This is a genomic window from Sulfuriferula sp. AH1, from assembly GCF_002162035.1.
In the GTDB taxonomy this organism is placed as follows: domain Bacteria; phylum Pseudomonadota; class Gammaproteobacteria; order Burkholderiales; family Sulfuriferulaceae; genus Sulfuriferula.
The window spans coordinates 1538832-1564984 of record NZ_CP021138.1; the positions used below are offsets into that span (position 1 = coordinate 1538832).

Consider the following 26153-nt stretch of genomic DNA (forward strand, 5'->3'; position numbering starts at 1 on the left):
AATAGCCTCCGGCAGGTAAAGATAAATTATTCTACCCCGACTTGCGCATTGCGCGCTCACAATAGATACTAATCACCATTAATAACAACAGGGAATCTGCATTGACGGCTTGGATTGAACAATTGGGCGATGCAGTATTGAAGCGCTGGGCGGCTTTCATGGCCTTGCTGCGCTTCGGCTTTCATCTGCTTGAAGTCGCGTTCAACCCCCACACCTATGACAGCGCGACACGCTGGATCATCACCAAGCAAATCTACTTTACCGCAGTGCAGGCGTTGCCGATTTTCCTGATTTATTCATTGGTTATCAGCAGCGTGCTGATCCGGATCATGGTGTCGGTCGCACGCGATTTCGGTCTGTCCGAGTATGTGCCCGGCCTGATTGTGGGGTTTCTGGTCATGGAGTTATTGCCGCTGCTGTCGGTGCTGTTTGTCGCCTTGCGCTCCGGCGCTGCGATCAATACCGAAATCGCGCTCATGCATGTCAACAACGAGATCGTGGCGTTCGAGCATGCGCAAATCGACCCTGCCCGCTATGAATTCATGCCTCGCGTTGTCGGCGGCGTGCTCTCGGTACTGGCGCTGACCGGCTTGTCTGCACTCAGTGCACTCGTGGTGGCGTTCTTCGTCATATACGGCCTGGACTGGAGCAATCTGGCAAACTATACGCATGACATGGCACAATTGCTGCCGGTAACGCAGGTGCTGGGGCTGACAGGTAAAACCATCCTGTTCGGTCTGTGTGTCACGCTGATTCCGATCAAGACCGGTCTGGAAATCCCCAAGCGTCTGTTTCTGGTGCCGGTCTCGGTACTCAAGGGCATGATGCGCGTGTTCTTTGCAATTGTATTGATCGAGGTGGCATCATTGACGTTCAAATACATGTAACGTGGTGCGATGACGAGCCGGCACGGCGGACGCAAATCCGCGCACTGCTGGGCGACAGCGGATACGAATGCGCGCTGGTTTCCCCCGATCTGCCGTTACGGGTAAACCTGACCGCGCTGGAAAACATCGCACTGATCGCCCAATTCCATCATGCTACGCCCTGGCATGAAGCCAGCGCTCAGGCCCAGCGCGTACTTGACTGCATGACGCATGGCGACATAGCGCTCAAACGCGACGAAGACTTGACGCTGACCCAGCGCTTTGCGGTAAAAATGGCACGCGCCATCATGCTGCGCCGTCCGCTCATCGTCATAGACCGCCCTGCCCTGCTGCTGGCCGATGTACCGTATCCTCAGGTATTGCATGACATGCTGGACTGTCTGCAGCACGAATACAGCGATCATCGCATCATCGATTACATCTGGAATCAATCCGTTTATGAGTATCGAAAATGAATAAGTCCATACAATTCAAAGTGGGATTGTTTCTTCTCACCGCCGTGCTGATCAGCGCCTCCTCCTTCATTTATCTGCTCTACGCCCGTGGCTGGTTCGAGCACAGCCTGCAATACACGCTGATCGCCCCCAACGCCGAGAACATCAATGTCGGCATGCCGCTCAGCTTTCGCGGTATCACCATCGGCAAAGTCAGTTCAATTTCGCTCACCCCGCAGGGCATGGCGCGCATCATCGTCAGTGTCGATAGCCGGCAAAGCAAATGGCTGCGCACAAATAGCCAGTTCTCCCTCGACAAACCGCTGGTAGGCGCTGCCAAAATCCGGGTTGAAGTCAGCAATCTGAACAATCCTTTGCTGAATCCGAAAAAGGAATATCTGCTTAATCTGGGCAGCGGCGGTGTCGATGTCCCGGCCCTGGCAGCCAAGGCCAATGACATTCTGGATCAATTAAGCACGGTCGCCAAAAACGTGGCGTATCTGACGCGACGCGACGGTGAAATCAATGCGACCCTGAGTAATGCAAAAACCATTACCCGGCAGATGACCGGCAAATACGGCGTGGCGCAAGGCGTGCTGGGGAGCGAGCAGAACGCGCAAGTATTGATGGATACGCTGCAGCACACCCGCGAGCTGACAGCGAACCTCAACCAGATATCGCACAAGCTCGACCACCAGGCTTTTGACAAAGGGGGACTACTGGATAATGCCAACCAGTCCGTAGCCCAGCTGCCGTTAATTCTGGAAGATATCCGCACCAGCCTTAAAAAGGTCGATGAATTGCTGGTCAATGCCAATGGGCTCACCGCCAATCTGAAAGAAGGTACGGATGACATGGGGCAATTGCGTTCCGAGGTTGATGAAGCCATCAGCAAAACCAATCAGCTCATCACCAGAATCAACCGTTTCCTGCCGTCAGGCAAGGCTGGCGAGGTCAAGCTGCCATGAAAACCCTTTTCAGCCTGATATTGTTAAGCACGCTGGCCGCATGCAGCGGCGGCCCCACCGTCCCCGACTGGAAAATCGACACCCAGACAGGAATCGCCCGCTATACCCAGTATTATCTGGAAGGACGCAGCAAGCTGGCCGAAGCCAGCTTCGCCAAATCACGTGCGGCCACAGCAGCTACCGGGGATATCGCCGCCGTCGCCCACCTGGAGCTGGTCAAATGCGGCGTACAGACCGCAGCTGTCGATCCGTCCCCTTGCCAGGCATACACCGCGCTGGCGGCAAATGCGACCAGCGCTCAGGATGCCGCTTATTACCGCTTTATCAGCGGAGACTGGCAAGGACTTAACAGCGCCGACCTGCCGGCGCAATACGCGCCACTCGTGAACAAATCCACCGCTGACGATATCAACCCGCTGTTGCAACACATCAATGATCCGCTTTCGCGCCTCGTCGCCAGCGGCGTTGCGGTAAAACGCAACCAGTTCAACCTGAAGACCTTGCAAATAGCTGCGGATACCGCAGCGGCGCAAGGCTGGCGGCGGCCGCTGCTCGCCTATTTGCTGCTTGAGGAAAAAAACACGACCGAGTCGGCGCAGCTCCAGCAAATACGGACTAGAATAGAAATCATTGAATCATCACTGCATTAGATAATCAGGAGATCGATATGAGCAAATTAAGTGAAATCAACGCATACGGGCAATCCATCTGGATGGATAACCTCTCGCGCACATTGCTGCAGGATGGCGAACTGGCGCGCCTTATCAAGGAAGACGGTATCTCGGGGATTACCTCCAATCCGACCATTTTCCATAAGGCAATGACTGACAGCCCTTACTATAAAGCCGACATGGCGCGCCTTAAAACGACAGTCACGGATGCCGAAGCCCGCTACGAAGCGCTTGTCATCCCGGATATCCAGGCCGCTTGCGATATGCTATTGCCTGTATTCAAGCGTACCGAGGGCAATGACGGCTACGTCAGTCTCGAAGTCTCACCCAGCCTCTCTCACGATACGAATGCCACCGTTGCCACCGTCCGGCGTTTACGCGCTGCGGTAAACCGCCCCAACGTCCTCATTAAAGTGCCGGGAACGACAGCCGGAGTTGCCGCTTTCGAGCAACTGATAGGCGAAGGCATATCGATCAATGTCACTTTATTATTCTCGATCACGCAGACCATCCGCATCCTCGAAGCCTATATTCGCGGCATGCGGCATTTCATTGCACAAGGGGGCGACGGGCGCAGCGTCAAGGCAGTAGCCAGCCTGTTCCTGTCCCGCATCGATTCCCATATCGACCCGCGACTGGCCGCCATCGGTACCGAACCGGCGCTGGCATTGCAGGGACATGCCGCACTCGCCGTAGCCAAACTGGCCTATCAGCGCTACAAGCAGTTATTCCACGGCGAATATTTTGCCGATCTCGTCAAGGCCGGTTGCCGTCCGCAATATTTGTTATGGGCCAGTACCGGCACCAAAAATAGCGCTTATTCGGATGTGAAATACATCGACAACCTGATCGGTGCAGAAACGGTAAACACGGCACCCAATGCGACCATCAATGCATTCCGCGATCACGGCACCGTAGCCGCCACGCTCGAAACCGGGATCGAGCAGGCGCAGAACGATTATCTGGCGCTGGAAAAACTGGGGATTTTCCCGGACGAAGTCGGTGAAATCCTGCAGCAGGAAGGTCTCAAACTGTTCGCCGATTCTTACCAGCAAATCCTGCTAACCTGTTGATTCAATAAAGTCTGCCATTTTATGTTTGACAGCCACCGGTTATGCAGGTAACTTTTTGCGTGCAGTAATTATTACTGACGCACAATAATCAAAATTCAATTATTAAATTAGGAGACTCACTGCATGATTAAGCGTATGAAAAGCCTCACCCTGTTCTCCGGCCTGATGTTATCGGCATTCGCCGGCACCGCAACAGCTGCACCGGTATTGATGTCCGCCGAATGGGCCGCTCAAGCCTGTGAAGCCTTTAATAAAAATCCCAAACTGACCGATGGCCTGGGCGGCAAATGGATCGGCAACAATAAAGGCCGTGGCTATAAAGTCATCCACTTGTACCGCAGCGATTGCGAGAACAGCCCGCAAGTCGAAATGCGTATTTCCGATAAAAATGGCAAGGCGCTGTGCACTTACGGCGGCAAGATCGAAATGGCGAAACTTGATTCCGGCGCGGATTACCTGATGTACGCCACCACCGAGAAATGGCATGAAATGGGTGCAGGAGAATACGGCCCGATGAAAGCCATGATGTTCGGACGCCTGCAATTCCAGGGTCCTAAATGGGAAGCCATGAGCGTCATGACACCGTTCGAGCAATTCCTGCTGCTCGCTGGCCAGGTGCCTTCTACGGAAACCAGCTGCCCTAAATAAGCAGAATCTCATGCAGCACATTAGACGAGACCCGGTTCTCGTCTAATCCCTCCGTTCCTCCGCACTTACTTGCTCTCCTGCCGCTTGCAATTCTAGGTTAAAATAACGCGTTTACTTGCCAGTTTCTGCGCTCATGCTTATCAACCAACCTCTGCCGCCTTCTGGTCAACGTGTTCAAATCGAGCCGTTAGTCGGCTCGGCTGACGCGCTGGCGATTAGCGAACTCGCAGCACAATCCGGACCTGTCGTAGTACTCACTGCCAATGCGCTGGATGCACAGCGTCTGCTCGATGAAATCCGCTGGTTCGCCCCCAAGCTGACCATCAATCTGCTGCCGGATTGGGAAACCTTGCCGTACGATCACTTTTCGCCGCATCAGGATCTGATTTCAGAACGGCTAGCGACGCTTTATCATATCTCGCAAAGCCAGTGCGACATCGCGATCGTGCCGGTGACCACCGCGCTCTACCGCCTTACCCCGCCGACATATCTTGGCGCCTACACATTCTTCCTGAAGCAAAGGCAGACTCTGGACGTCGATGCATTGCGTCAGCAGATGTCTGACAGCGGCTACACCGCCGTCAGCCAGGTGCTCTCCCCCGGCGAATTCAGCGTGCGCGGCGGCCTGCTCGACTTGTTTCCGATGGGCAGCGCGCTGCCTTACCGTATCGATCTATTCGACAACGAGATCGAAAGCATACGCACCTTTGACGTCGATACCCAGCGCAGCATTTATCCGGTAAAGGAAATTCGGCTGCTGCCGGCACGCGAATTCCCGCTGGACGAAGCGGGTATCGCGCTGTTCCGCCAGAATTTCCGTGACCGTTTTGAAGGCGATGCCTCCAAACGCCAGATTTACAAGGATGTCAGCAATGGTCTGGCGCCTGCCGGCATCGAATATTACCTGCCGCTGTTCTTTGAACAGACTGCCAGCCTGTTCGATTACGTGCCGGATAACGCCGTCATTTGCCTGCATGGCGACATTGAAACTGCCGCCAATGAATTCTGGCGCGACACCGAAACGCGCTACAAACTCATGCGCGGCGATCCGCAACGGCCTATCCTGCCACCTGCAGACCTGTTCCTCGCAGTGGACGCCCTGTTCGGCCATTTGAAATCGCATGCGCGCGTTGAAATCAGCCAAGGCGTCACCGCAGAGGGCCTGACTCGTCCTCTGCCCGACCTGAGCGTCGAACGCCGTGCCGATGATCCGCTGCACCGCATCAAGGCTTTCATCGACAGTTTCGGGGGGAAAATCCTGCTCCTGGCCGAAAGTCTTGGCCGACGTGAGACCATGACCCAGTATTTTACCGAGCATGGCATCAAATTGGGCGTATGTGAGGATTACAGCACTTGCCTGGAAAATCTCGCCCAGCCCCGTCTGGGTGTAGCTCCGCTGGCGCATGGTTTTATCCTGCAGACTACGCCGCCGTCGGCATTCATCACCGAATCCGAGTTATACGCCACCACCGTTCGCATCCGCAACCGCACCGCACAGCGCCGCAGCCAGGTTGACGGCATGCTGCGCGATTTATCCGAAGTCAAAGTCGGCGATCCGGTGGTGCACGCCGATCACGGTATCGGGCGCTATCTGGGTCTGGTCAGCATGGATCTGGGCGAAGGCGAGACCGAATTCCTGCTGCTCGAATACGCAGGCAGCGACAAACTCTATGTCCCCGTTTCGCAACTGCATCTGATCGGCCGTTACAGCGGTGCCGCGCCCGAATCTGTGGCCTTGTCCAGACTGGGCAGCGGGCAATGGGAAAAAGCCAAGCGACGCGCCATGGAACAGGCGCGTGACACCGCCGCCGAGCTGCTTAATCTGTATGCACGCCGCGCCGCACGCCAGGGCCATGCCTTCACTATGAAACAGCATGATTACGACGCCTTTGTCGAAGGTTTCGGCTTCGAGGAAACCATAGACCAGGCCAGCGCGATTGAAGCTGTCATCAATGATTTGTGCGCGGCGCGGCCGATGGACCGGCTGGTATGCGGGGATGTCGGCTTCGGCAAAACCGAAGTGGCACTGCGCGCCGCATTCGTCGCGCTGATGGACGGCCGTCAGGTCGCCGTGCTGGTGCCCACCACGCTGCTGGCCGAACAGCACTTCCAGAATTTCTCCGACCGCTTCGCCGACTGGCCGGTGCGCATCGCCGAGCTGTCGCGTTTCCGCTCCGCCAAGGAACAGACACAAGCGCTGGCAGGATTGGCCGCAGGCACGATCGATATCGTCATCGGCACGCACAAGTTGCTGCAAAAGGACGTGATATTCAAGAATCTGGGACTGGTCATCATCGACGAGGAGCACCGTTTCGGTGTGCGCCAGAAGGAACAGATGAAAGTGCTGCGCGCCGAGGTCGATGTGCTGACGCTGACCGCCACGCCTATTCCGCGTACGCTGGCGATGTCGCTGGAAGGTATCCGCGATTTTTCGGTAATCACCACGCCGCCGCAGAAACGGCTGTCGATCAAGACCTTCGTCTCACGCTACTCCGACGGCGTCATCCGCGAAGCGGTGCTGCGTGAACTCAAGCGCGGCGGGCAGGTATATTTCCTGCATAACGAAGTCGACACCATCTACAACATGGAAGCCAAACTCGCCAAGCTGCTGCCCGAAGCGCGCATCCGCGTAGCACACGGGCAAATGCCCGAACGCGAGCTGGAGCACGTCATGCGCGACTTCCATCAGCAGCAGGTCAACGTTCTGCTGTGCACTACCATTATCGAAACCGGTATCGATATCCCTACCGCCAACACCATCATCATGAACCGCGCCGACAAGTTCGGACTGGCGCAGCTGCACCAGCTGCGCGGACGGGTCGGGCGCTCGCACCATCAGGCCTACGCTTACCTGCTGACACCGGAAGAGGATGCCATTACGCCCGCCGCCAAGAAGCGACTGGAAGCCCTGCAGATGATGGAAGACCTCGGCGCGGGCTTTCATCTGGCCATGCACGATCTGGAAATACGCGGTGCTGGCGAAGTACTCGGCGACTCGCAAAGCGGAAGCATGCAGGAGATCGGCTTCAGCATGTACAACGACATGCTCAATCATGCCGTCGCCGCGCTGAAAAAAGGCCTGGAACCGGACATGAACCAGCCACTCGGCGTCACCACGGAAATCAATCTGCACACCCCCGCCCTGCTCCCCGACAGCTATTGCGGCGATATACATGAACGTCTGGTGCTGTACAAACGGCTGGCCAACTGTAACGATCAGGACGATCTGGACGCGCTCCATGCCGAGCTGGTCGACCGTTTCGGATTGCTGCCCGAATCGGCCCAGGCGCTAGTGGAATCGCATCGGCTGCGCCTGCTGGCGAAACCCCTCGGCATTGCCAAACTGGATGCCTCCAGCGACGCCATCAGCCTGCAATTCATTCCCAAGCCGCCGATTGATCCGGCGCGACTAATAGAATTGATACAAACACGCCGCCATTACAAACTGGCCGGGCCTGATAAATTGCGCGTCACCATCACCAGCGACACGCTGGCCGAACGCGTCAAAAACATCCGAAACCTTTTGAAAGAACTGAATTAACACCATGCTTACCAATTTGATTATCCAGGGCCCTCACGTCCCTACCCAAACCCTGAAACAGATTGCCAAGCTGTGTTCGGTTGACGCCATCGAAGCCATTAACCAGCAAGCGTTCAGACTCGTCAATGCCGACAGCAGCAATCAGACTGCTATCGCCGAACTATGCGCCGAAGCCGGGCTGGATTACGGCTTCATTCCATTTCACCGCCATCTGAATGATTTCAGACTGGTGGTGATGGACATGGATTCCACGCTGATTACCATCGAATGCATCGACGAGATCGCCGACATGATCGGCATCAAGCCCGAAGTTGCCGCGATTACCGAATCCGCCATGCGCGGCGAAATCGTGTTCGCCGAAAGCCTCACCCGCCGCGTTGCGCTGCTGGCCGGGCTGGAAGCTTCCGCACTGGAACGCGTTTATGAGGAACGCCTGCGCCTTACCCCTGGCGCTGAATCGCTCATCAATACCCTGCAGCAACGCGGGATCAAGACCCTGCTGGTATCGGGCGGCTTCACTTATTTTACCGAACGTCTGCAAAGCAGGCTCAACCTCGATTTCAGCGCTGCCAATACACTGGAGATCATCGACGGCAAGCTGACGGGGCGCGTGCTCGGCCACATACTGGACGCGCAAGGCAAAGCCGACTGGCTCAACAAGGTTCGCGAAGAATTGGGATTGGCGCAGAAACAGGTCATTGCGATCGGCGATGGTGCCAACGACCTGCTGATGATGGCCCAAGCTGGCGTTTCCATCGCCTATCACGCCAAACCTGTCGTGCGCCAGCAAGCAAATTATGCATTAAACTATAATGATCTGGACGGCGTACTGCCGCTATTGGGCAAACTCTAAGAGGACATAGTCATGCAACATATTGTTTTGAACATATCCGGAATGACCTGCGGCGGCTGCACCAACAGCGTAAAGCGCGTATTGAGCGCATTGCCTGGCGTCAACGCTGTTAATGTCTCGCTGGAACACGCCAATGCCGAGGTTGAATTCGATCCTGCGAAAAGCAGCGTCGAGACATTAAAACACGCGATTGAAACAGCGGGTTTCGAAGTAGCTTAATCCTCGGTAGCCAGCCACAGACACGCGCCCCGGCTCTCTTTCTGGATGGCGGCGAGTGTTGCCTCATGGGCGGCCAGTTCGTCAGCCTCAGCCTCTATCACACGGATAGCTGCGTGCTGCGCACTTCCAGCCGGCGCGCGGACTACCTGCTCGACCTCTACCGCCATCATCAGGCTTTCCTGGCCGCGGGTCATGCCCAGATAGACTGCCGCCAGCAACTCGGCATCCAATAGCGCGCCGTGCAAAGTCCGGTTGGCGTTATCCACTTCGTAACGCCGGCATAGCGCATCGAGATTATTCTTTTGGCCGGGATGCAGATCCTTTGCGAGCTTAAGCGTATCCAGCACTTCAGGACAATACTCAGACATGGGCGGGCGCTTTAATTGTGTCAATTCGCTATTGAGAAAACCGATATCGAACGGTGCGTTATGGATTACCAGTTCGGCTCCGCTCATAAACTCCAGCAGCTCGTCAACGATATCGGCAAAACGCGGCTTATCCTGCAGGAATTCCGTCGTTAAACCGTGCACGGCCACCGCTCCGGCATCAATTTCACGCTCGGGATTAAGATAGCGATGAAAATGCCTACCGGTCGGGCGCCGATTGATCATCTCCACCCCTGCCACCTCGATAATGCGATGCCCCTGCTTGGGATCGAGACCTGTCGTTTCGGTATCCAGAAAAATTTGCCGTGTCATAGTGTCATCATCATGGTTAATACTGAATGATTCATTTTAACATCGTAGCATCGACATTGGTTCTCACACCGTAAACGCGTTCCGGCAGTTATTTCATGCCCAGTCTGCATTCGCTCACCATTAGCCGGAATTTATGCTAGATTGAATAATATCTTGAAAATTAATCACTTTTATAATGGAACCCGATGGGTCGGGGGAAAACGACCTTTATGCGATGCATGAGGAGAGAGAAGCATGATTAATAAACGTACTTTCATACTTTCTGTAATAGCGGGTACCCTGTCATCAGGCCCGGTGATTGCCACTGCCGCGGATGCGACCCAAACGCAGACTCAAACAAAAACCCAGAATCAGATGACGGTATACGGCAGCCAGTTAATGACCCGACAGGAACGTAACGAATACCGTACCAAGATGCGCAGCATGAAAACCCAGCAGGAACGGGAGGCCTACCGCCTGGAGCACCACAAGCAAATGCAGGAACGCGCCAAGGCAAGAGGAGTTACGCTGCCTGACATGCCCCCTCCTGCCGCCGGTAAAGACATGGGACCGGGAGGCAGAGGCATGAGTCCCGGCGGAAGCATGGGAGGCAGAATGGGGAGTGGTGGAATGGATTCAGGTGGCAGCCGCTAACAGTCCGCAACTTTTCATCCGGATAGAGTCGAGACGTTGTCAGCTCTTGACTCTGTATCCGTTCACCCGCTCTTTCACATCGTTAAACCTGTCAATACACCCGTGCTACCGGCACAAAAGCCTCCACCGTTTGCGGACTCAAGTTTACCGATTTTGTTGTCACCCGATCGTTCAAGGTTTGATACAGACTGTGTCTCAGCCAATTCCGGTCGTCGCGCTGCGGGAAATCTTCACGCGCATGCGCACCCCGGCTCTCAGTGCGTGCCAATGCGGAAACCAGCGTAGCGCGCGCGACAGGAAACAGATTCTCCAGTTCCAGCGCTTCGATACGTGCCGTGTTGAAAACATGACCATGATCGGTGATACGCGCACCTGGCAAGCGCTGCTGCAACTTATCCAGCTCCGCCAAACCGATGCGCAATAAGGCATCGGTACGGAATACGCCGCAATGACGCTGCATGAGTTTTTGCAGCTCATTACGTAATGTCGCAACCGGCTCGCCCTCATCCCGCCTATCCCATGCACTCAGGCGCGACAGACTGGCAGCCAGCTGTTCATCCGAAATCGCGGGCGCTGCACCATTTTGCGTCAATTCGGCAGCGATATGCATCCCTGCCGCCCGTCCGAACACCACCAGATCCAGCAGCGAATTGCCGCCCAGCCGGTTCGCGCCGTGTACCGATACGCATGCGCATTCGCCTACGGCGTACAAACCCGGAACAGCCTCGCCAGCCAGTACCTGGCCGTGCAGATTGGTGGGTATCCCCCCCATCATGTAATGAGCGGTAGGCACGACCGGAATGGGGTCGGTAATCGGATCGACGCCGGCAAAGCGTATGGCCAGCTCACGGATGCCCGGCAAACGCGCTTTAATCGTATCTGCGCCCAGATGATCGAGCTTCAGGTGTATGGTATCGGCATTTGCCCCACAGCCGCGTCCCGCATGGATTTCCGTGGCCAGAGCGCGCGCCACGATATCGCGGCTGGCAAGATCCATTGCATGAGGCGCATAACGCTGCATGAAACGTTCACCCAAAGCATTCACCAGATAACCGCCCTCTCCGCGCACGCCCTCGGATATCAGACTGCCGGAGCCCGGCAAGCCGGTAGGATGAAACTGCCAGAATTCCATATCCTGCAACGGCAGACCTGCTCGCAGCGCCATACCCAGGCCATCGCCGGTATTGATATGGGCATTGGTGGAATGCTGGAAAATGCGACCGGCGCCGCCGGTCGCAAGCAGGATCGCCCGGGCACCCAATGCCAGGGTCTCGCCAGTGGCGATCGACATCGCGGTTACACCGGACATCCGCCCATCCCCATGCTGCAGCAGATCCAGCGCAAAATATTCATCAAAAAAATGGGTGCCGACCCGCAAATTCTGCTGATACAGCGTATGCAACAATGCATGTCCGGTACGATCCGCCGCGGCACAAGTGCGGGTAGCCTGTTCACCGCCGAAATTCATCGACTGCCCGCCAAATGGCCGCTGATAAATACGCCCGTTTTCCAGCCGTGAAAACGGCAAGCCCATGTGCTCCAGCTCGATGACGGCTTCTGCCGCGTGGCGACACATGAATTCAATGGCGTCCTGGTCACCCAGATAATCGGAACCCTTGACCGTGTCGTACATATGCCAATGCCAGTTATCAGGGGTGACATTGCCCAAGGCCGCGGTAATGCCGCCCTGCGCCGATACCGTATGTGAGCGCGTCGGAAACACCTTGGACACCAGCGCCACTTGCCAGCCCGCACCCGCCAATTGCAGGGCGGCGCGCAAGCCTGCGCCACCGCCGCCGACGATGACGACATCGAATGTTTGCCTGGTCAATTTCAGCGCCATAATGTTCGTACCACTGCAATCACGCATGCCAGCAGCCACAGCACTGCGCCGGCATTCAGGAAACCGCGCAAACGCGGCAATTTAATGTAATCCAGTAAAATATCCCGCACCCCTGTCCATGCATGCAATACCAGCGCCAGCACGAATACCAATGTCGCCATCCGTACCGGTATTGGATCAAATAATTGCCGCCATGTCTGTGCATCGAGCGGTGCATGCATCCATACGTAAACCGGCATCAGCATCGAATAAACGGCCAGCACTACTGCGCTCACCCGCTGCGTCAGCCATATCTTCATGGCTACCCTCACCACCAGCCTCCGGCGATCAGCAGCGCCAACAATCCGCTCATTACCAAAGTCGCTCCGGCCAACCGGCGTGCCAGCGGCAAACGCGTGCCAATATGAATATCCAGCATCAGAAAACGGATACCGGCCAGGAAATGCTGCAAATAAGCCCATAACACCGCCATTATCAGCAACCTGACCGGCCATAACTGCTGCCAGTGCATGAGCTGCGCATAACCGGCATCGTCAAGCGACAAATGAAACAGGTAAATAAGGACAGGCAACAAGAAAAACAGCAATGCCCCGCTCATGCGCTGCAGGATCGACACCCAGCCCGGCAGGGGCAGGCGGATATGCAGCAGATTCAGGTATACAGGAGATTTGGAGGCAGCCATGGGTATAACGAGGCGAAAATACTGATGTCATTCGCCCTGCAGGATCAAACCGCTTTGGCTACTGCGGACGGGATACGCTCTATCAGGCGCGGATCGAATGGCTTGGGCAGGATATATTCCCTGCCGAACGCCATGGATTCGACTTTATAGATAGCCAGCACTTCAGCCGGCACCGGCTCACGGGCCAATTCTGCCAATGCGTGCACAGCAGCGACTTGCATCGCCTGGGTGATGCGCTTGGCGCGCGCATCCAGCGCACCGCGGAAAATGAACGGGAAGCCCAGTACATTATTCACCTGATTAGGGTAATCCGAGCGCCCGGTGGCCATGATCAAATCATCGCGTGCGGCATGTGCCTCTGCCGGAGAAATTTCCGGATCGGGATTCGCCAGCGCAAACACGACCGGCTTGTCCGCCATGCTCTTCAGCATATCCTGCGACACCAGATTACCGGCCGATACGCCGATGAACGCATCCGCCCCGCGCATCGCATCCGCCAGGGTTCTCGCCTCGGTATCGGCTGCAAAGAAGGCATGATGCGGCGGCAGATCCTGCATGCCGGTATGCAGAACGCCGGCCTTATCCACGACCAGAATCTTGGATTTGTCTGCGCCCATCGCCAGCAGCAGGCGCAGCGATGCGGTACCTGCTGCACCGGCGCCCAGACAGACGATACGGGCGTCGGCCAGCTTTTTGCCCTGTACATGCAGCGCATTAATCAGACCTGCGCAGATAATGACAGCCGTGCCATGCTGATCGTCGTGGAACACCGGAATATCAAGACGTTCGGATAATTCTTTTTCTATTTCAAAACAATGTGGTGCAGCAATATCTTCAAGGTTGATACCACCAAAGGTAGGCGCAATGTTCACCACGGTTTCAATAAAATCCCGCACGCTTGGCGCCTTGATTTCGATATCGAACACATCGATATTGGCAAAGCGTTTGAACAGGATGCCCTTGCCTTCCATGACCGGTTTCGATGCCAGCGGCCCGAGGTTACCCAATCCCAGAATTGCCGTGCCATCGCTGATCACGGCAACCAGATTGCCCTTGTTGGTAAAACGATAGGCATTCTCCGCATCTTCGGCAATGGCGCGCACCGGCTCGGCGACACCGGGGCTATAGGCCAGCGCCAGATCTTCGGCAGATTCGCAAGGTTTGGATGATTCCACCGAGATTTTGCCCGGTTTGGGAAATTCATGATAATCAAGTGCGCGCTGTTTAAATGTAGTCATGTCGTTCAATCGAAAATTATATCGAGCCATCCAGTGTCGCCAGCACCTGTTTAAACAGGGCTGAACGCGCTGCTTCAGGGGCCTTGTTAATCGCGCCGGTCCAGATCGGAAACAGTGTGGCTTCTTCGCGGTACTCATGCTTGGATAAATACCCGGCCAGAATTGCCAGCAAGGGCGAAATGCTGCCCGGCGTCGCATCGGCTTCTTCAAAGCTCGATTCTATCATTACTGACTGATTCAGTATTTCATTATGTTCCTGCATCATCGCTGCGGTGGGGTCTTGCCCCATCGCATTCGGCGGTGTACGAATCGCCTTGGCCAGTATGTCATGCTCCACGGCCAGATGACGGCGCAAGCCCTCGGTAAACGCCTGCATGATGGCGTAAGCCTGTACCAGATGATTCTGGTCAGTAAGATGGATCACCTGCGAGAACATCGCATCCAGCCGCTTGTGATCGCGTTTCAACGCATCGAGCACATCCACTGACGGCACATCTTCCGCGCGGTGGATCACCGTCAGCCACTGCCCTGCCTCGTTCCGGCTGATTTCCCAGCGCAGATTGTTGCGCAATTGCAGATTCAGGCTGTGCAGCACGATGGCAGGATCCTCCGCAAACAGAATGGTTGCCGTTTCGCCGCGCGGCATGTCCTTGATCTCGTAAAACACGGCCGTTTGCAAATGGCTCGGTGCAGTCCCGGTCAGATCGCAATATTGATCGCTCATATCAGAACCCGAACATGTGATCCATGCAGAATGCCGTATCGCCATTGACGGTACCGTGATAGCCGAACAGGCGGCAAGTCAGGTCGCGGATGATGATATAGCCGCCATCGCCGGCACGTTGCCGCGTCGCGGCATCGAACACCTCGCTGTAGCGCCAGTGCAAGGAACCGCTGCACGGAATGCTGATTTTGGTCTGCGCAATCTGTTCACCCATACGGTTGAACAGCACCAGGCTGGTATCGGATTGTACATGCCAGGGCGTCGATGCGGCATAAATCAGATGGCAGAACGTATCCAGTGGCGCGTCGCCAAGACGCAGGAACAGGCGCGTACTCAGACCGGGAGGCGCGGCTGCATAAGACTGCGGTTCGTTCTTGTAAGTCAGCACGGTATTGAAGATATGACCGCCAAAACTGGTTTCGGCGATATGGCCGCTGCTGCGCTGCGTATAACGGAACAGGCCGTGCAGCCAGCCATCGCCGCCGCCGCCGTCACTGAAATCATAGACCAGCTCAACATGGCCGCTGCCGCTGGGTAACATCGCATTCTGTGCCGCCAGCATGGCATTCATGTCAACTGCAACACTGTCGCTGCGCTGCAAGCGGCCGAACTTGTGGCGCGCCACTTCCACGCCAGTGGCGTCATAGAAAATCGCAGCAATCGGCAGATCGGTTTGTGCGGTAGACATCGGATTAGGCTGCATCACGCTTTGCCATTGCGCGACAGGCATGATCGGCGCAGGCAGGATGTAGGATTTACCCAGATGCTGCGTCAGATTCGGGATATTGGGATCCACCACCAGATCATTGCGCTCCACATTGACGTGGGCAATGCGGCTGCGGCCATTTTTAACGTGCACTTCGTAACGCGGGCGCACGAAATAACGTCCGGCCTGCACTTCGAGTTGCTGCGGCCAGCGCACTTCGGGGAACAGATCCGCGACATTCAGCGCATAACAGGCAAACGGCGCAATTTCGGTGGGAATGGTGCGGATATCATCCGACCCCATCAGGTTAATGCCGACCGCATGCGCAGGAATAGGCACAGGGTGGCTGTTCTGTATCCACATCACCACGGTTTCATCATCATGCGGTGCCGGTAGGCCGGCAAACAGATCGGACGGCCAGGCATTGGCATCATGGGTGCAGGACAATACCGTATCATCATCGCCATACACATCGAGCGCGTATTTGACGATATCATGCCGCGCCACGCCCAGAATATGAATAAACAGCGATGCAGTAAAATCGCCCAGATTAAAGCGCTGACGTATCTCGCGGCTGTCAATAATCAGACTCGCACCCGCGGCAGGTATCGCCTCCTGCCATTGCGCCAGCACTTTGCCGGACTGATCGAACAGGCAATACCAGACTTCGGGCACGGTTTTCGCGCCCAATCCTGACCAGTAATCGCAACTCACGATGCGCGTATGCTGGCCATTGCCGTCGCGCAGGAAGCCGAAATTGGTCGCGAAATTCAACGGATCCAGATAACGATTGGGATTGGTCAGCATGCTTACCGGCAGACGCAATTCATCCAGGCTCAGCAGCTCGACCCCGGCCGGCACCAGATGCCGGATATGATCCATCAGGCGCCCGGCATCGAATGCCGTTACCAGAACGATACCTGCGCCGGATTGCGGCAAGCCTGTCACCGCCTGAACATCATGCCCGAGTACCGTCTTGCCCATATCTTCCACACGCTGCACATAAACAGCTGTGATATCGAGCGCATCCATAGGATAAAATTCTTGCAGGCCTTCGGCCATGCCAAGCGGGTCATAAATCGCCACCTTGCCTGCTTTGCGCAATCTGGCGTATAAGTCAGCCGCCCTGGCGACCGTCAACGGATGCCCTAACGCCTTGAAAAAACTGTTACCACCCTTGGCATTACTGTAAGTTTCAATTTTTAATGACATGCTTACCATCCTAACCTGTGCTTGATTTCATTTGCCACGCGATATGTTTCATCTAGCGGCTCATAGTGCCAATGCGTTAACTCACCCGTAAACGGACGGGTGCAACCACGGGCCTGTAAACTTCGGTGAAAATCTTCAAACTTGCCTTTGCCGCCAGTCAGACCGGCTACAAAAACCGGCCTGCCGGTGAAACTGGCTTCGGACGCCATATTGACCGAATCCGCAGTCACCACCAGATAATCAGCCAGCGCCAGATAGGCGAAATACGGGTTTTCACCCGTACCATCCCAGATCACTGCCGAATATTGTGCCAAGCGCTCACGCAATACCCCTACCGCCGCAGCATCGGTGCGCCGCGACGGCGTAATCAGCACACTGCCGCCATGTTGCTTCAATGTCAGAATCAGCTTGTCCGCCAGATCATGGGCAAAGGCCGCATCGATCACATAACGTTTATTGGTGCCGCCCAGCAGAACGCCGATCAATGGCCGTGGCAGGCCGACAAATTGCGGCGCGAACTGTTGCGCTGCACTATCCAGCCGGGCCTGTGTAACCCTGTTCACCGCGCCCAGCGTTTCCAGCACATTGTCGCCGCGGCAATGGTCGTGTTGCGGCGCGACGATCAAATCAAATTGACGCAGATCGATTTGCGGATTCTGGATACGGATGTTCAGCGTCCGGCCGCCGCTGGCTCGTTTAATGGCAACCGCGACCGCCACATTGAGCCGCCCTGTACCGATCACCACATCCGGCCAAGGAGGCTGCAAAGCATCGCTGCCTTCGCCCAGGAATTTTAGCGGCAACAGCCATAAACCGGGCGGCAGGTATTTCCAGGGTGCTGCGGGAACAATGCGTTTTTTGATACAGTCGAGGCCCAAGGCCTCAACCAGGCCAAACGACTGATTATCCATGCCAACGACATCATTTGACAGTACCCATGCGACACGGCTCGACATCAGTGCTTAACCTGCATATTCCTTGTTGCCAAACAACTTCTTGAAAAAGGCTGACACACCATGCCGCTTCTGTTCACGTCGTTTGACCTGCTCGTCCAGCACCCAATTCAACTGCAATGCCTTACGCTCGCCTACAAAGGGTTTATGGCCATGCCAGGAGTGATCACTGCGCCGGAATGCAAGCAGCGTACCGATAGCGGGCTCGACCTCTGCGGCATAATCTTCCAGATCGGTGCCGGAACGCAGTATACGCAGACGACCGCCGGATTTTTGCCATGCCTCATTGAAATAAATCAGCATGGTAATGATTTTGGTTTTACTGTCGGTGTGAATGCGACCATCGGTTTCATCGGTGTGACCGCGCACGGTAATCATGGTCGGACGTCCGGTAAGATCAACATCAAATTTTTGCCCAACGGCATGCCGGAAGGTTTCGCTTTCCAGCTGGCGCATCAATTCAATAAATGCCGGACCGCATTTTAGCGTGTCGGCCGGGAAGCTCCCTGCCTGCTTGATGGACGGAAAATCTTTGGCTATCGCCTCCAGCGCATCCGCTTTAAGAAATCCAGGCAATACCATGTATTCATAGGGAGTCTTATTCAATTCGACGGCGTTGAACTTGGTCAAATCCAGCATGGATGTGGCATCGGATTGCATGGGCGCGGCATAAGAATTCATTTCGGACAACCAAATCTTATTTTAACAAACCCTTAGTCTAACGCCTTTCCGCCCGGAGATAAAGCCATCACAAAAATTATTCATCGCAGCGCTTGAAATTCCTGACACCACCCCCATCTCATGCCAAGTTCAACCAAGGAGCCGACAATGCAAACAGAAAATCCAAATCAAGATCAATCTCAGGAAACAGCAAATAATGAAACGGAAGCTATGGATTCCATGCCCAGTATTGAGCAATCCCTCAAACAGGCCGAATTGTTAGCCCAGGAACATCACGATGCATGGCTACGCGCCAAAGCCGAAGCCGACAATATCCGCAAGCGCGCGCAAAGCGACGTCGCCAACGCTCACAAATACGCTATTGAAGGCTTCGCCAGCGAACTGCTCGCCGTCAAGGACAGCCTGGAAGCGGCCCTCAGCACCGAATCCCCTAGCATGGAAAACCTGAAGAACGGGGTTGAACTCACTTTGAAGCAACTATCATCCGCCTTCGAAAAATTCAATTTGAACGAGATTAATCCCGTCAACGAAAAATTCGATCCGCACAAACATCAGGCAATCAGCATGGTGGAAAGTGCCGCCGAAGCCAATACCGTTGTCGCTGTTCTGCAAAAAGGCTACCAGCTGCATGAGCGCATCGTACGGCCGGCCCTGGTTACGGTGTCCAAGGCAAAATAGCGCTGCACACCTTGAAATGCCGAAATTCAGCTGCATATTGATAACATCCAAATTATTTAACAACTAACATTAAGGAACTCATCATGGGAAAAATCATCGGTATTGACTTGGGCACTACGAACTCCTGCGTTTCCGTCATGGAAAACGGCGTTGCCAAGGTCATTGAAAACGCTGAAGGCGCCCGCACCACGCCATCCATCATTGCTTATGCTGAAGATGGCGAAGTACTGGTAGGCGCCGCAGCGAAGCGTCAGGCGGTAACCAATCCAAAGAACACCCTGTTTGCGGTCAAACGCCTGATCGGCCGCCGTTTTGAAGAAAAGGAAGTGCAAAAAGACATCAACCTCATGCCCTACAGCATTGTCAAGGCCGACAACGGCGACGCATGGGTGGAAGTGCGCGGCAAGAAAATGTCCGCACCGGAAGTCTCCGCGCAAGTGCTGATGAAAATGAAGAAGACTGCCGAAGATTATCTGGGTGAACCCGTCACGGAAGCCGTTATCACCGTCCCGGCCTACTTCAACGACAGCCAGCGTCAGGCCACCAAGGACGCCGGCCGTATCGCCGGTCTGGAAGTAAAGCGCATCATTAACGAGCCTACTGCTGCCGCTCTGGCATTCGGTATGGACAAGAAAGAAGGCGACCGTAAAATTGCCGTGTACGACCTTGGCGGCGGTACTTTCGATATTTCCATTATCGACATTGCCGAAATCGAAGGCGAGCATCAGTTCGAAGTCATGTCCACCAACGGTGACACCTTCCTCGGCGGTGAGGATTTCGACCAGCGCGTGATCGATTATCTGGCTGACGAATTCAAGAAAGAGCAAGGCATCGACCTGCGCAATGACATGCTGGCACTGCAGCGCCTGAAAGAAGCGGCAGAAAAAGCCAAGATCGAATTGTCTTCCGCACAGCAAACCGAAGTCAATCTGCCTTATATCACGGCAGATGCGAGCGGTCCCAAGCACTTGGCAGTCAAGATCACTCGCGCCAAGTTCGAGAGCCTGGTCGAAGACCTGATCGAGCGCACCATCGCTCCATGCAAACTCGCGATCAAGGATGCCGGCGTCAGCGTATCCGACATCAGCGACGTGATTCTGGTCGGCGGTATGACCCGCATGCCCAAGGTTCAGGAGAAAGTCAAGGAATTCTTCGGCAAGGAGCCACGGCGCGACGTGAACCCTGACGAAGCCGTTGCGGTCGGTGCATCGATCCAGGGTGGTGTGTTGCAAGGCGAAGTGAAGGATGTGCTGTTACTGGACGTTACCCCATTGTCTCTGGGCATTGAAACCATGGGCGGCGTGATGACCAAGCTGATCCAGAAGAACACCACGATTCCGACCAAGGCCAGCCAGGTGTTCTCGACTGCCGAAGACAACCAGAATGCGGTGACCATCCACGTGCTGCAAGGCGAACGTGAAATCTCGTCCGGCAACAAGAGTCTGGGCCAGTTCAATCTGTCCGACATTCCGCCAGCACCACGCGGCATGCCGCAGATTGAAGTGACTTTCGATATCGATGCCAACGGCATTTTGCATGTGTCTGCAAAGGACAAAGCCACCGGCAAGGAAAACAAGATCAAGATCCAGGCCAGCTCCGGTTTGTCGGAAGCCGAGATCAACCAGATGGTGAAGGATGCCGAAGCTCACGCTGAAGACGACCGCATTGCCCGCGAACTGGTAGATGCGCGCAACCAGTGCGACAATCTGATTCACTCAGTGAAAAAATCATTGACTGAATACGGTGACAAGATCGGAGCCGATGATAAAGTCAAGATCGAAGCCGCCATCGCCGAGGCCGAAGAAGCAATCAAAGGCAACGACAAGGCCGCCATCGAAGCCAAATCACAAGCATTGGGCGAAGCATCGCACAAACTGGCCGAACAGATGCAAGCAGCTGCATCCGCCACCGCTGGCGGCGCTGCCGACTCCGGTTCAGCCAAGCCGGCGGACGATGATGTGGTCGACGCCGAGTTTGAAGAAGTGAAAGACAAGAAATAATCCTTGTCGGCATCATAACGGGGTTGGCGAAAGTCAATCCCGTTTTTCAATTAAACATTGTAACAACATGAACAAATGCATAACCGCATTTTAAATGGCTAAAAAACATGTCTAAACGCGATTATTATGAAGTGCTGGGCGTCAATCGTGATGCCAGCGAAGACGAACTGAAGAAAGCTTATCGCCGTCTGGCGATGAAGCATCACCCTGATCGTAACCCGGACAATCCCAAGGCCGAAGAGCATTTCAAGGAAGCCAAAGAGGCTTACGAAACCCTGTCGGACAGCCATAAACGCGCAGCTTACGATCAATACGGTCATGCTGGCGTAGATCAGGCGGGCATGGGCGGCGGCGCAGGCGGTTTCTCTGATGCGTTTGGCGACATTTTCGGCGATATCTTCGGCGGCGGACGCAGCCGTTCCAATGTCTATCGCGGCGCGGATCTGCAATACAATCTGGAAATCACGCTGGAAGAAGCCGCACGCGGCACCGAAACCAAGATTCGTATCCCGACCCAGGAAGAATGCGAAACCTGTCACGGCTCCGGCGCAAAACCGGGCACCGAACCCATTACCTGCACCACGTGTGGCGGTCATGGCCAGGTACGCATGCAGCAGGGATTCTTCTCCATCCAGCAAACCTGCCCGAAATGCCACGGCACCGGCAAGATCGTGCCTACACCATGCCCTGAATGCCATGGTGCAGGCCGCGTCAAACGCCAGAAAACATTGTCAGTGCGCATCCCTGCCGGCGTCGATAACGGCGACCGCATCCGCTTGTCCGGCGAAGGCGAAGCTGGCGTCAATGGCGGCCCGACTGGCGATCTGTATGTAGTCATTCATCTCAAAGCGCATTCGGTGTTCGAACGCGACCATAATGACCTGCATTGCGAAATGCCGATCAGTTTTACCACAGCGGCATTGGGCGGTGAGATAGAGATACCTACGCTGGATGGCCACGCCAAAATCAAGATACCTGCCGAAACCCAGACCGGCAAGGTATTCCGCCTGCGCGGCAAAGGCATCCAGGGAGTACGTACCCATGCGCCAGGCGATTTGATGTGCCACGTCATGGTGGAGACGCCAGTCAGCCTGACCGAACGCCAGAAAGAGCTGTTACGTGAACTGGAAGCGATCAATCAGGCCGATGATGCACGCCACAGCCCCAAGGCCAGATCGTTTATGGACAAGGTGAAGGCGTTTTTCGGCTAACCGTCTTGCCACAAACTGGTAGTTAGGCTATCCGCAACTCCCGTCCCGCTTGCATGCAAGCGGGACGGTTTTCAATTATACGGTTGACCTGGCAGCGCTCATTTTGCGATATGGACAACCACACCCTGTTCGGTAATCTCGATGCTTTCCGGCTCCAGGTGCATACCGATAAAATGCAGATCATCCGGATTAAAGGTATAGATGCTGGCACCTTGCAACGTTTCGTTGATCAGTACCGAAGCCAGTTGCGTTAATTGCTGGGCGCTCTCATGCGACATGCCGTCGACGTCGATCTTCTCCAGCCGCGGGTCTTGCAGCAAGATACTTCTGGTAGCCGGGTCGTATGCCAAAGACGTCGTAATATCGAGCTTGCTTTTCACAACCTGACTGGCACCCAAAGCTGCCATGACAGCATCGAATTGCATGGCGATGTGCTTGATCTCCGGACGCATGCTGACTTGGGGATGACTGATGGTCAGATCGATCAAGCCGAGATAGTTCTTTTGCACCGGGAATTTTTTAGACAAGGCTGCCTGAAACTCTGCCGGGGTGAATGTTACGGTAGTCGGTTTGAACAGATTTTCCTTGCACCCGAACAAACTGCTCAGCAATACCAGCATTAATGCAAATCTAATGAATGATTTCATCGGCTTTCCCTTCTGTTCGAGCGCGCAGCTGCCGCAGTTTTGCCAGACAAAAATGGATATAAGCGAGACCGGTATAGATAGGCGAGACCAAATTGATCACCGGCACCCAATGCAGCAGCGCCAATAACAGCCCCATACCGTACAGGCTGCCGCCATGCCGTTCCATAATGATCTCGAATTCGTCACGGCTGGCATGCTCTGCCAGGGCATCGTAGCGAAACAGGCGCTGGTTCAAGTACGCTGTCAGCAGCAATGAAAATACGGCTCCCAGCCCCGCTGCCAGCCAGAAAGGCAAGGTCACCAACCACAAACCGACGAACACCCCCACCGCGATCAATGCATTCCACACACTCCCCAGCACGGTACCCCCATGCAGGCGTGCCAGATCCGGATAGTCACGTTTAGCCACATGATTAACCATCATCGGCATGGCTATCACGGCCGCGATCAGCAAAGCCGTAGTAAGTGCCAGCGGCGCGATCATCAGCAGCATGAGCGTCACGGTCAGCGCACTGGCTATCCAGGTAAAATCATACTGACTCAGAAACACCTCGGCCGGTTGCACCCAATCATTCATTAACGCAAGCCAGTCGGCCCAGAATACCCATGCCAGCACACTCCACAGCACTAATGCAAATACCATGGGCCACAAAACGATCGAGAGTATTTTCGGATGAAACAGGCCTTTAGCGGCGGCGGCCAACGCTCCGAAGATGTCCTTCATACCGGCTGTGCCGTCTCGAACAGGCGGAAGAAATTACGGGTAGTAGCAGAACCCAGCTCTTCCACCGAGACGCCGCGCAATTCCGCAATGGCTGCGGCAACATGGCTGACCCACGCGGGTTCATTGGTCTTGCCGCGATGCGGCACCGGCGCCAGATAAGGCGAGTCCGTTTCTATGAGTAGCCGATCCAGCGGGACAGTTTTGGCCACTTCCTTCAGCGCAACGGCGTTCTTGAACGTCACGATGCCCGATATGGAAATGTAGAAGTTCAGTGCCAGCGCGGCTTCGGCAACCTCCTGGCTCTCGGTAAAGCAATGCATGACGCCGCCGATCCGATCGGCACCTTCTTCACGCATGATGCGCAAGGTGTCTTCAGCTGCGGAACGTGTATGAATGATTAATGGCTTGCCCGCCGCGATTGCAGCGCGGATATGGGTGCGAAAACGTTCACGCTGCCATTCCAGATCGCCGGTTAAACGAAAATAATCCAGACCGGTTTCGCCTATGGCCACTACACGCGGGTGAATTGCCAATTCGACCAGACGCGCAACATCCGGCTCAGTGATATTTTCATAATCGGGATGCACGCCTACCGAAGCAAAAACGTTAGCATGGCGTTCCGCCACAGCCAGCACTTGCGGATAATCTTCCAGATTGACGCTGACGCAGAGCGCATGAGTGACCTGATGCGCCTGCATATTGACCATCACTTCGGCCTCGCGCGCGACCAGATCAGAAAAATTGAGATGACAATGGGAATCTACAAACATACATCAAGGCTCGCAATACATATTACATGGTATGCGTAGGCCGCACTGCCTTGAGCGCACCGCCTAGCAAACCTTCGATCTTATTGCGTGCTACGACCCCGTTCTCATTCTGGTCGAACTGCACGCCGATGCCCGGTGTCTTGCCGCCATGGCAACCTACAGGCGTTATCCAGACCACGCGTCCCGCCACCGGAATCTTGTTCACATCATCCAGCAACGACAGCAACATGAATACCTCATCGCCAATTTGATAACTTTTCGTCGAAGGCACAAATAAGCCGCCACCTTTAACAAAAGGCATATATGCAGCAAATAATGCGGATTTTTCCTTGATCGCCAGCGATAGAACGCCAGGACGCGTCATGCTCGGGACAGAACTCATGATTTCACTTCCATTCAGTACGAGGCCTTTGCACAAGGTAACGAGCGCAGCTCAGTCACCGCGCAACGGTCTCAGAACGCGCTGGTATATTCCAGCAGAATATCTTCCAGCACCATTTGCACATTCAAGGGGTGCGCAACGACTGCGCGGGCCTGCTGCAAACGTTGCTGCAGTTTCAATAGTGGACTCAACTTAACACGCATGGCCAAGTTACGCAATTGCTCGCTGAAGTCCTGATGGTAATACACCTTGCCCGCCAGTTTCATGCTCTGCATATCATGCATCCACTGCTGCAGCCATTGCAACAACTGCGAATAATCGGCAACGGGCAATTTTGCATAGCGTTCGGCCATCGCCAATACAGGTGTCTGTGCCGCGTCCAATAAATCCGTTACGAATGCGCGACGGCGCACCTGGTATTCTTCATCTGCGAAGGTCGTCGCCAGCAAAGGCGAGCCCGCAGCCAATCCCAGACACAGTTGCGCATCGGACACGCCCTGCGCTGACAGCCAGTCCAGCGCCTGCGCCGTATCAGGCAAATTAATCCGTAATTGGTGACAACGGCTCAAGATGGTCGGCAACAACCGGGAAGGCTGATGGCTGACCAGAAGCAGCAAACTGTTGGCTGGCGGCTCTTCCAGCGTTTTCAGCAATGCATTAGCCGCTGCCGCGTTCATCGCCTCCGCCGGATTGAGCAACACTATCCGCAAACCATTGCGATGCGAACTCAACTGCAGGAAATCTATCGCATGGCGAACCTGCTCGACACTGATCCATTCGCTTTTCTTGCGCTCGGAGCCTGCATCATCGGCATCATCCATCGCGCCAGGCTGTAATATGTGGACATCGGGATGACTGCCTAGTTCAAACCAATGACATGACGGACATGTGCCGCATGCGGCGGCGGCCGCGCCTGCACCGCGCTGTTCGCATAACAGCCATTTGGCAAATACCTGTGCCAGCTGGTATTTACCCAGCCCTGCCCGCCCGTGCAACAAAATCGCATGGGGTAATTGCGCGCGCAATGACAATAATCGTTGTGCACTGTCTGCTTGCCATGGGTAGATATGCATATCT

At 55.2% G+C, this 26153-nt stretch carries 27 protein-coding genes; 13 read left to right on the plus strand and 14 right to left on the minus strand.

The window, feature by feature from the left end; all coding sequences use genetic code 11:
- Positions 1-101: 101 nt before the first annotated feature.
- The 9 genes from CAP31_RS07845 to CAP31_RS07885 all read left to right on the plus strand — a co-directional run bounded on the left by CAP31_RS07845 (position 102) and on the right by CAP31_RS07885 (position 9294).
- Positions 102-887: an ABC transporter permease gene (locus tag CAP31_RS07845; protein WP_223247216.1), complete on the plus strand. Its 786-nt coding sequence runs from the start codon at positions 102-104 to the stop codon at positions 885-887.
- Between the two features lie 203 nt (positions 888-1090).
- On the plus strand, positions 1091-1342 hold the full coding sequence (locus CAP31_RS07850) for a hypothetical protein (protein ID WP_087447027.1): 252 nt from the start codon (positions 1091-1093) through the stop codon (positions 1340-1342).
- On the plus strand, positions 1339-2289 hold the full coding sequence (locus tag CAP31_RS07855; RefSeq protein WP_087447028.1) for an MlaD family protein: 951 nt from the start codon (positions 1339-1341) through the stop codon (positions 2287-2289). The genes CAP31_RS07850 and CAP31_RS07855 overlap by 4 nt, the downstream gene beginning before the upstream one ends.
- Positions 2286-2939, plus strand: a complete 654-nt coding sequence (locus CAP31_RS07860) for a hypothetical protein (RefSeq protein ID WP_087447029.1) — start codon at positions 2286-2288, stop codon at positions 2937-2939. Before CAP31_RS07855 ends, CAP31_RS07860 begins: the two co-directional genes overlap by 4 nt.
- A gap of 17 nt (positions 2940-2956) precedes the next feature.
- Positions 2957-4033, plus strand: coding sequence for a transaldolase (gene tal / locus CAP31_RS07865; RefSeq protein WP_087447030.1), 1077 nt, complete (start codon positions 2957-2959; stop codon positions 4031-4033).
- Positions 4034-4156: 123 nt separating this feature from the next.
- Entirely contained in the window at positions 4157-4681 is a 525-nt protein-coding gene (locus tag CAP31_RS07870; protein ID WP_223247217.1) for an SCP2 sterol-binding domain-containing protein, read from the plus strand.
- 133 nt (positions 4682-4814) lie between these two features.
- A complete protein-coding gene (mfd, locus tag CAP31_RS07875) occupies positions 4815-8222 on the plus strand; it encodes a transcription-repair coupling factor (protein WP_087447031.1) in 3408 nt (1135 codons plus the stop codon).
- 4 nt (positions 8223-8226) lie between these two features.
- Positions 8227-9075 carry a phosphoserine phosphatase SerB gene (gene serB, locus CAP31_RS07880; protein ID WP_087447032.1) on the plus strand — a complete coding sequence of 283 codons (849 nt, stop codon included), beginning with the start codon at positions 8227-8229 and terminating at the stop codon, positions 9073-9075.
- Positions 9076-9087: 12 nt separating this feature from the next.
- Positions 9088-9294, plus strand: a complete 207-nt coding sequence (locus CAP31_RS07885) for a heavy-metal-associated domain-containing protein (RefSeq protein WP_087447033.1) — start codon at positions 9088-9090, stop codon at positions 9292-9294.
- On the opposite strand, the gene dnaQ is transcribed toward CAP31_RS07885, so the two are convergent.
- Positions 9291-9992, minus strand: coding sequence for a DNA polymerase III subunit epsilon (dnaQ, locus tag CAP31_RS07890; protein WP_087447034.1), 702 nt, complete (start codon positions 9990-9992; stop codon positions 9291-9293). The two genes, CAP31_RS07885 and dnaQ, sit on opposite strands and share 4 nt — an antisense overlap.
- A 234-nt stretch (positions 9993-10226) precedes the next feature.
- Here dnaQ and CAP31_RS07895 point away from each other — a divergent pair, with 234 nt between their 5' ends.
- Positions 10227-10625, plus strand: a complete 399-nt coding sequence (locus CAP31_RS07895) for a hypothetical protein (RefSeq protein WP_223247218.1) — start codon at positions 10227-10229, stop codon at positions 10623-10625.
- 91 nt (positions 10626-10716) lie between these two features.
- Here CAP31_RS07895 and sdhA read toward each other — a convergent pair whose 3' ends face one another.
- The 8 genes from sdhA to CAP31_RS07935 are packed head-to-tail and all read right to left on the minus strand — an operon-like array spanning position 10717 to position 18664.
- On the minus strand, positions 10717-12462 hold the full coding sequence (gene sdhA, locus CAP31_RS07900) for a succinate dehydrogenase flavoprotein subunit (RefSeq protein WP_087448319.1): 1746 nt from the start codon (positions 12460-12462) through the stop codon (positions 10717-10719).
- Positions 12459-12767 (minus strand): succinate dehydrogenase, hydrophobic membrane anchor protein, encoded by a 309-nt coding sequence (gene sdhD / locus CAP31_RS07905; RefSeq protein WP_087447035.1) that lies wholly within the window; start codon positions 12765-12767, stop codon positions 12459-12461. Before sdhD ends, sdhA begins: the two co-directional genes overlap by 4 nt.
- Before the next feature lie 8 nt (positions 12768-12775).
- Positions 12776-13150, minus strand: a complete 375-nt coding sequence (gene sdhC, locus CAP31_RS07910; RefSeq protein WP_087447036.1) for a succinate dehydrogenase, cytochrome b556 subunit — start codon at positions 13148-13150, stop codon at positions 12776-12778.
- Between the two features lie 44 nt (positions 13151-13194).
- Complete coding sequence (locus CAP31_RS07915; RefSeq protein WP_087447037.1) at positions 13195-14388, minus strand: malic enzyme-like NAD(P)-binding protein; 1194 nt, start codon at positions 14386-14388, stop codon at positions 13195-13197.
- A 16-nt stretch (positions 14389-14404) separates the two neighbouring features.
- Complete coding sequence (locus CAP31_RS07920) at positions 14405-15112, minus strand: hemerythrin domain-containing protein (protein ID WP_157662706.1); 708 nt, start codon at positions 15110-15112, stop codon at positions 14405-14407.
- Between the two features lies 1 nt (position 15113).
- Positions 15114-17030, minus strand: coding sequence for a hypothetical protein (locus CAP31_RS07925; RefSeq protein WP_087447039.1), 1917 nt, complete (start codon positions 17028-17030; stop codon positions 15114-15116).
- Positions 17031-17032: 2 nt separating this feature from the next.
- Entirely contained in the window at positions 17033-17986 is a 954-nt protein-coding gene (locus CAP31_RS07930) for a mitochondrial fission ELM1 family protein (protein ID WP_087447040.1), read from the minus strand.
- 6 nt (positions 17987-17992) lie between these two features.
- Entirely contained in the window at positions 17993-18664 is a 672-nt protein-coding gene (locus CAP31_RS07935) for a 2OG-Fe(II) oxygenase (RefSeq protein WP_223247219.1), read from the minus strand.
- A gap of 120 nt (positions 18665-18784) precedes the next feature.
- Here CAP31_RS07935 and grpE point away from each other — a divergent pair, with 120 nt between their 5' ends.
- The 3 genes from grpE to dnaJ all read left to right on the plus strand — a co-directional run bounded on the left by grpE (position 18785) and on the right by dnaJ (position 22553).
- A complete protein-coding gene (gene grpE / locus CAP31_RS07940) occupies positions 18785-19342 on the plus strand; it encodes a nucleotide exchange factor GrpE (protein ID WP_255377095.1) in 558 nt (185 codons plus the stop codon).
- An 83-nt stretch (positions 19343-19425) separates the two neighbouring features.
- On the plus strand, positions 19426-21342 hold the full coding sequence (dnaK, locus tag CAP31_RS07945; protein WP_087447042.1) for a molecular chaperone DnaK: 1917 nt from the start codon (positions 19426-19428) through the stop codon (positions 21340-21342).
- Between the two features lie 107 nt (positions 21343-21449).
- Entirely contained in the window at positions 21450-22553 is a 1104-nt protein-coding gene (dnaJ, locus tag CAP31_RS07950) for a molecular chaperone DnaJ (RefSeq protein ID WP_087447043.1), read from the plus strand.
- Between the two features lie 98 nt (positions 22554-22651).
- On the opposite strand, the gene CAP31_RS07955 is transcribed toward dnaJ, so the two are convergent.
- The 5 genes from CAP31_RS07955 to holB form a co-directional block, all read right to left on the minus strand.
- Positions 22652-23200: a DUF1439 domain-containing protein gene (locus tag CAP31_RS07955; protein ID WP_087447044.1), complete on the minus strand. Its 549-nt coding sequence runs from the start codon at positions 23198-23200 to the stop codon at positions 22652-22654.
- Positions 23184-23924, minus strand: a complete 741-nt coding sequence (locus CAP31_RS07960; RefSeq protein WP_087447045.1) for an EI24 domain-containing protein — start codon at positions 23922-23924, stop codon at positions 23184-23186. Before CAP31_RS07960 ends, CAP31_RS07955 begins: the two co-directional genes overlap by 17 nt.
- A complete protein-coding gene (locus CAP31_RS07965) occupies positions 23921-24694 on the minus strand; it encodes a TatD family hydrolase (RefSeq protein WP_087447046.1) in 774 nt (257 codons plus the stop codon). The genes CAP31_RS07960 and CAP31_RS07965 overlap by 4 nt, the downstream gene beginning before the upstream one ends.
- A gap of 22 nt (positions 24695-24716) precedes the next feature.
- Complete coding sequence (locus CAP31_RS07970) at positions 24717-25076, minus strand: PilZ domain-containing protein (RefSeq protein ID WP_087447047.1); 360 nt, start codon at positions 25074-25076, stop codon at positions 24717-24719.
- Between the two features lie 71 nt (positions 25077-25147).
- Positions 25148-26149, minus strand: a complete 1002-nt coding sequence (holB, locus tag CAP31_RS07975; RefSeq protein WP_087447048.1) for a DNA polymerase III subunit delta' — start codon at positions 26147-26149, stop codon at positions 25148-25150.
- Positions 26150-26153 lie beyond the last annotated feature (4 nt).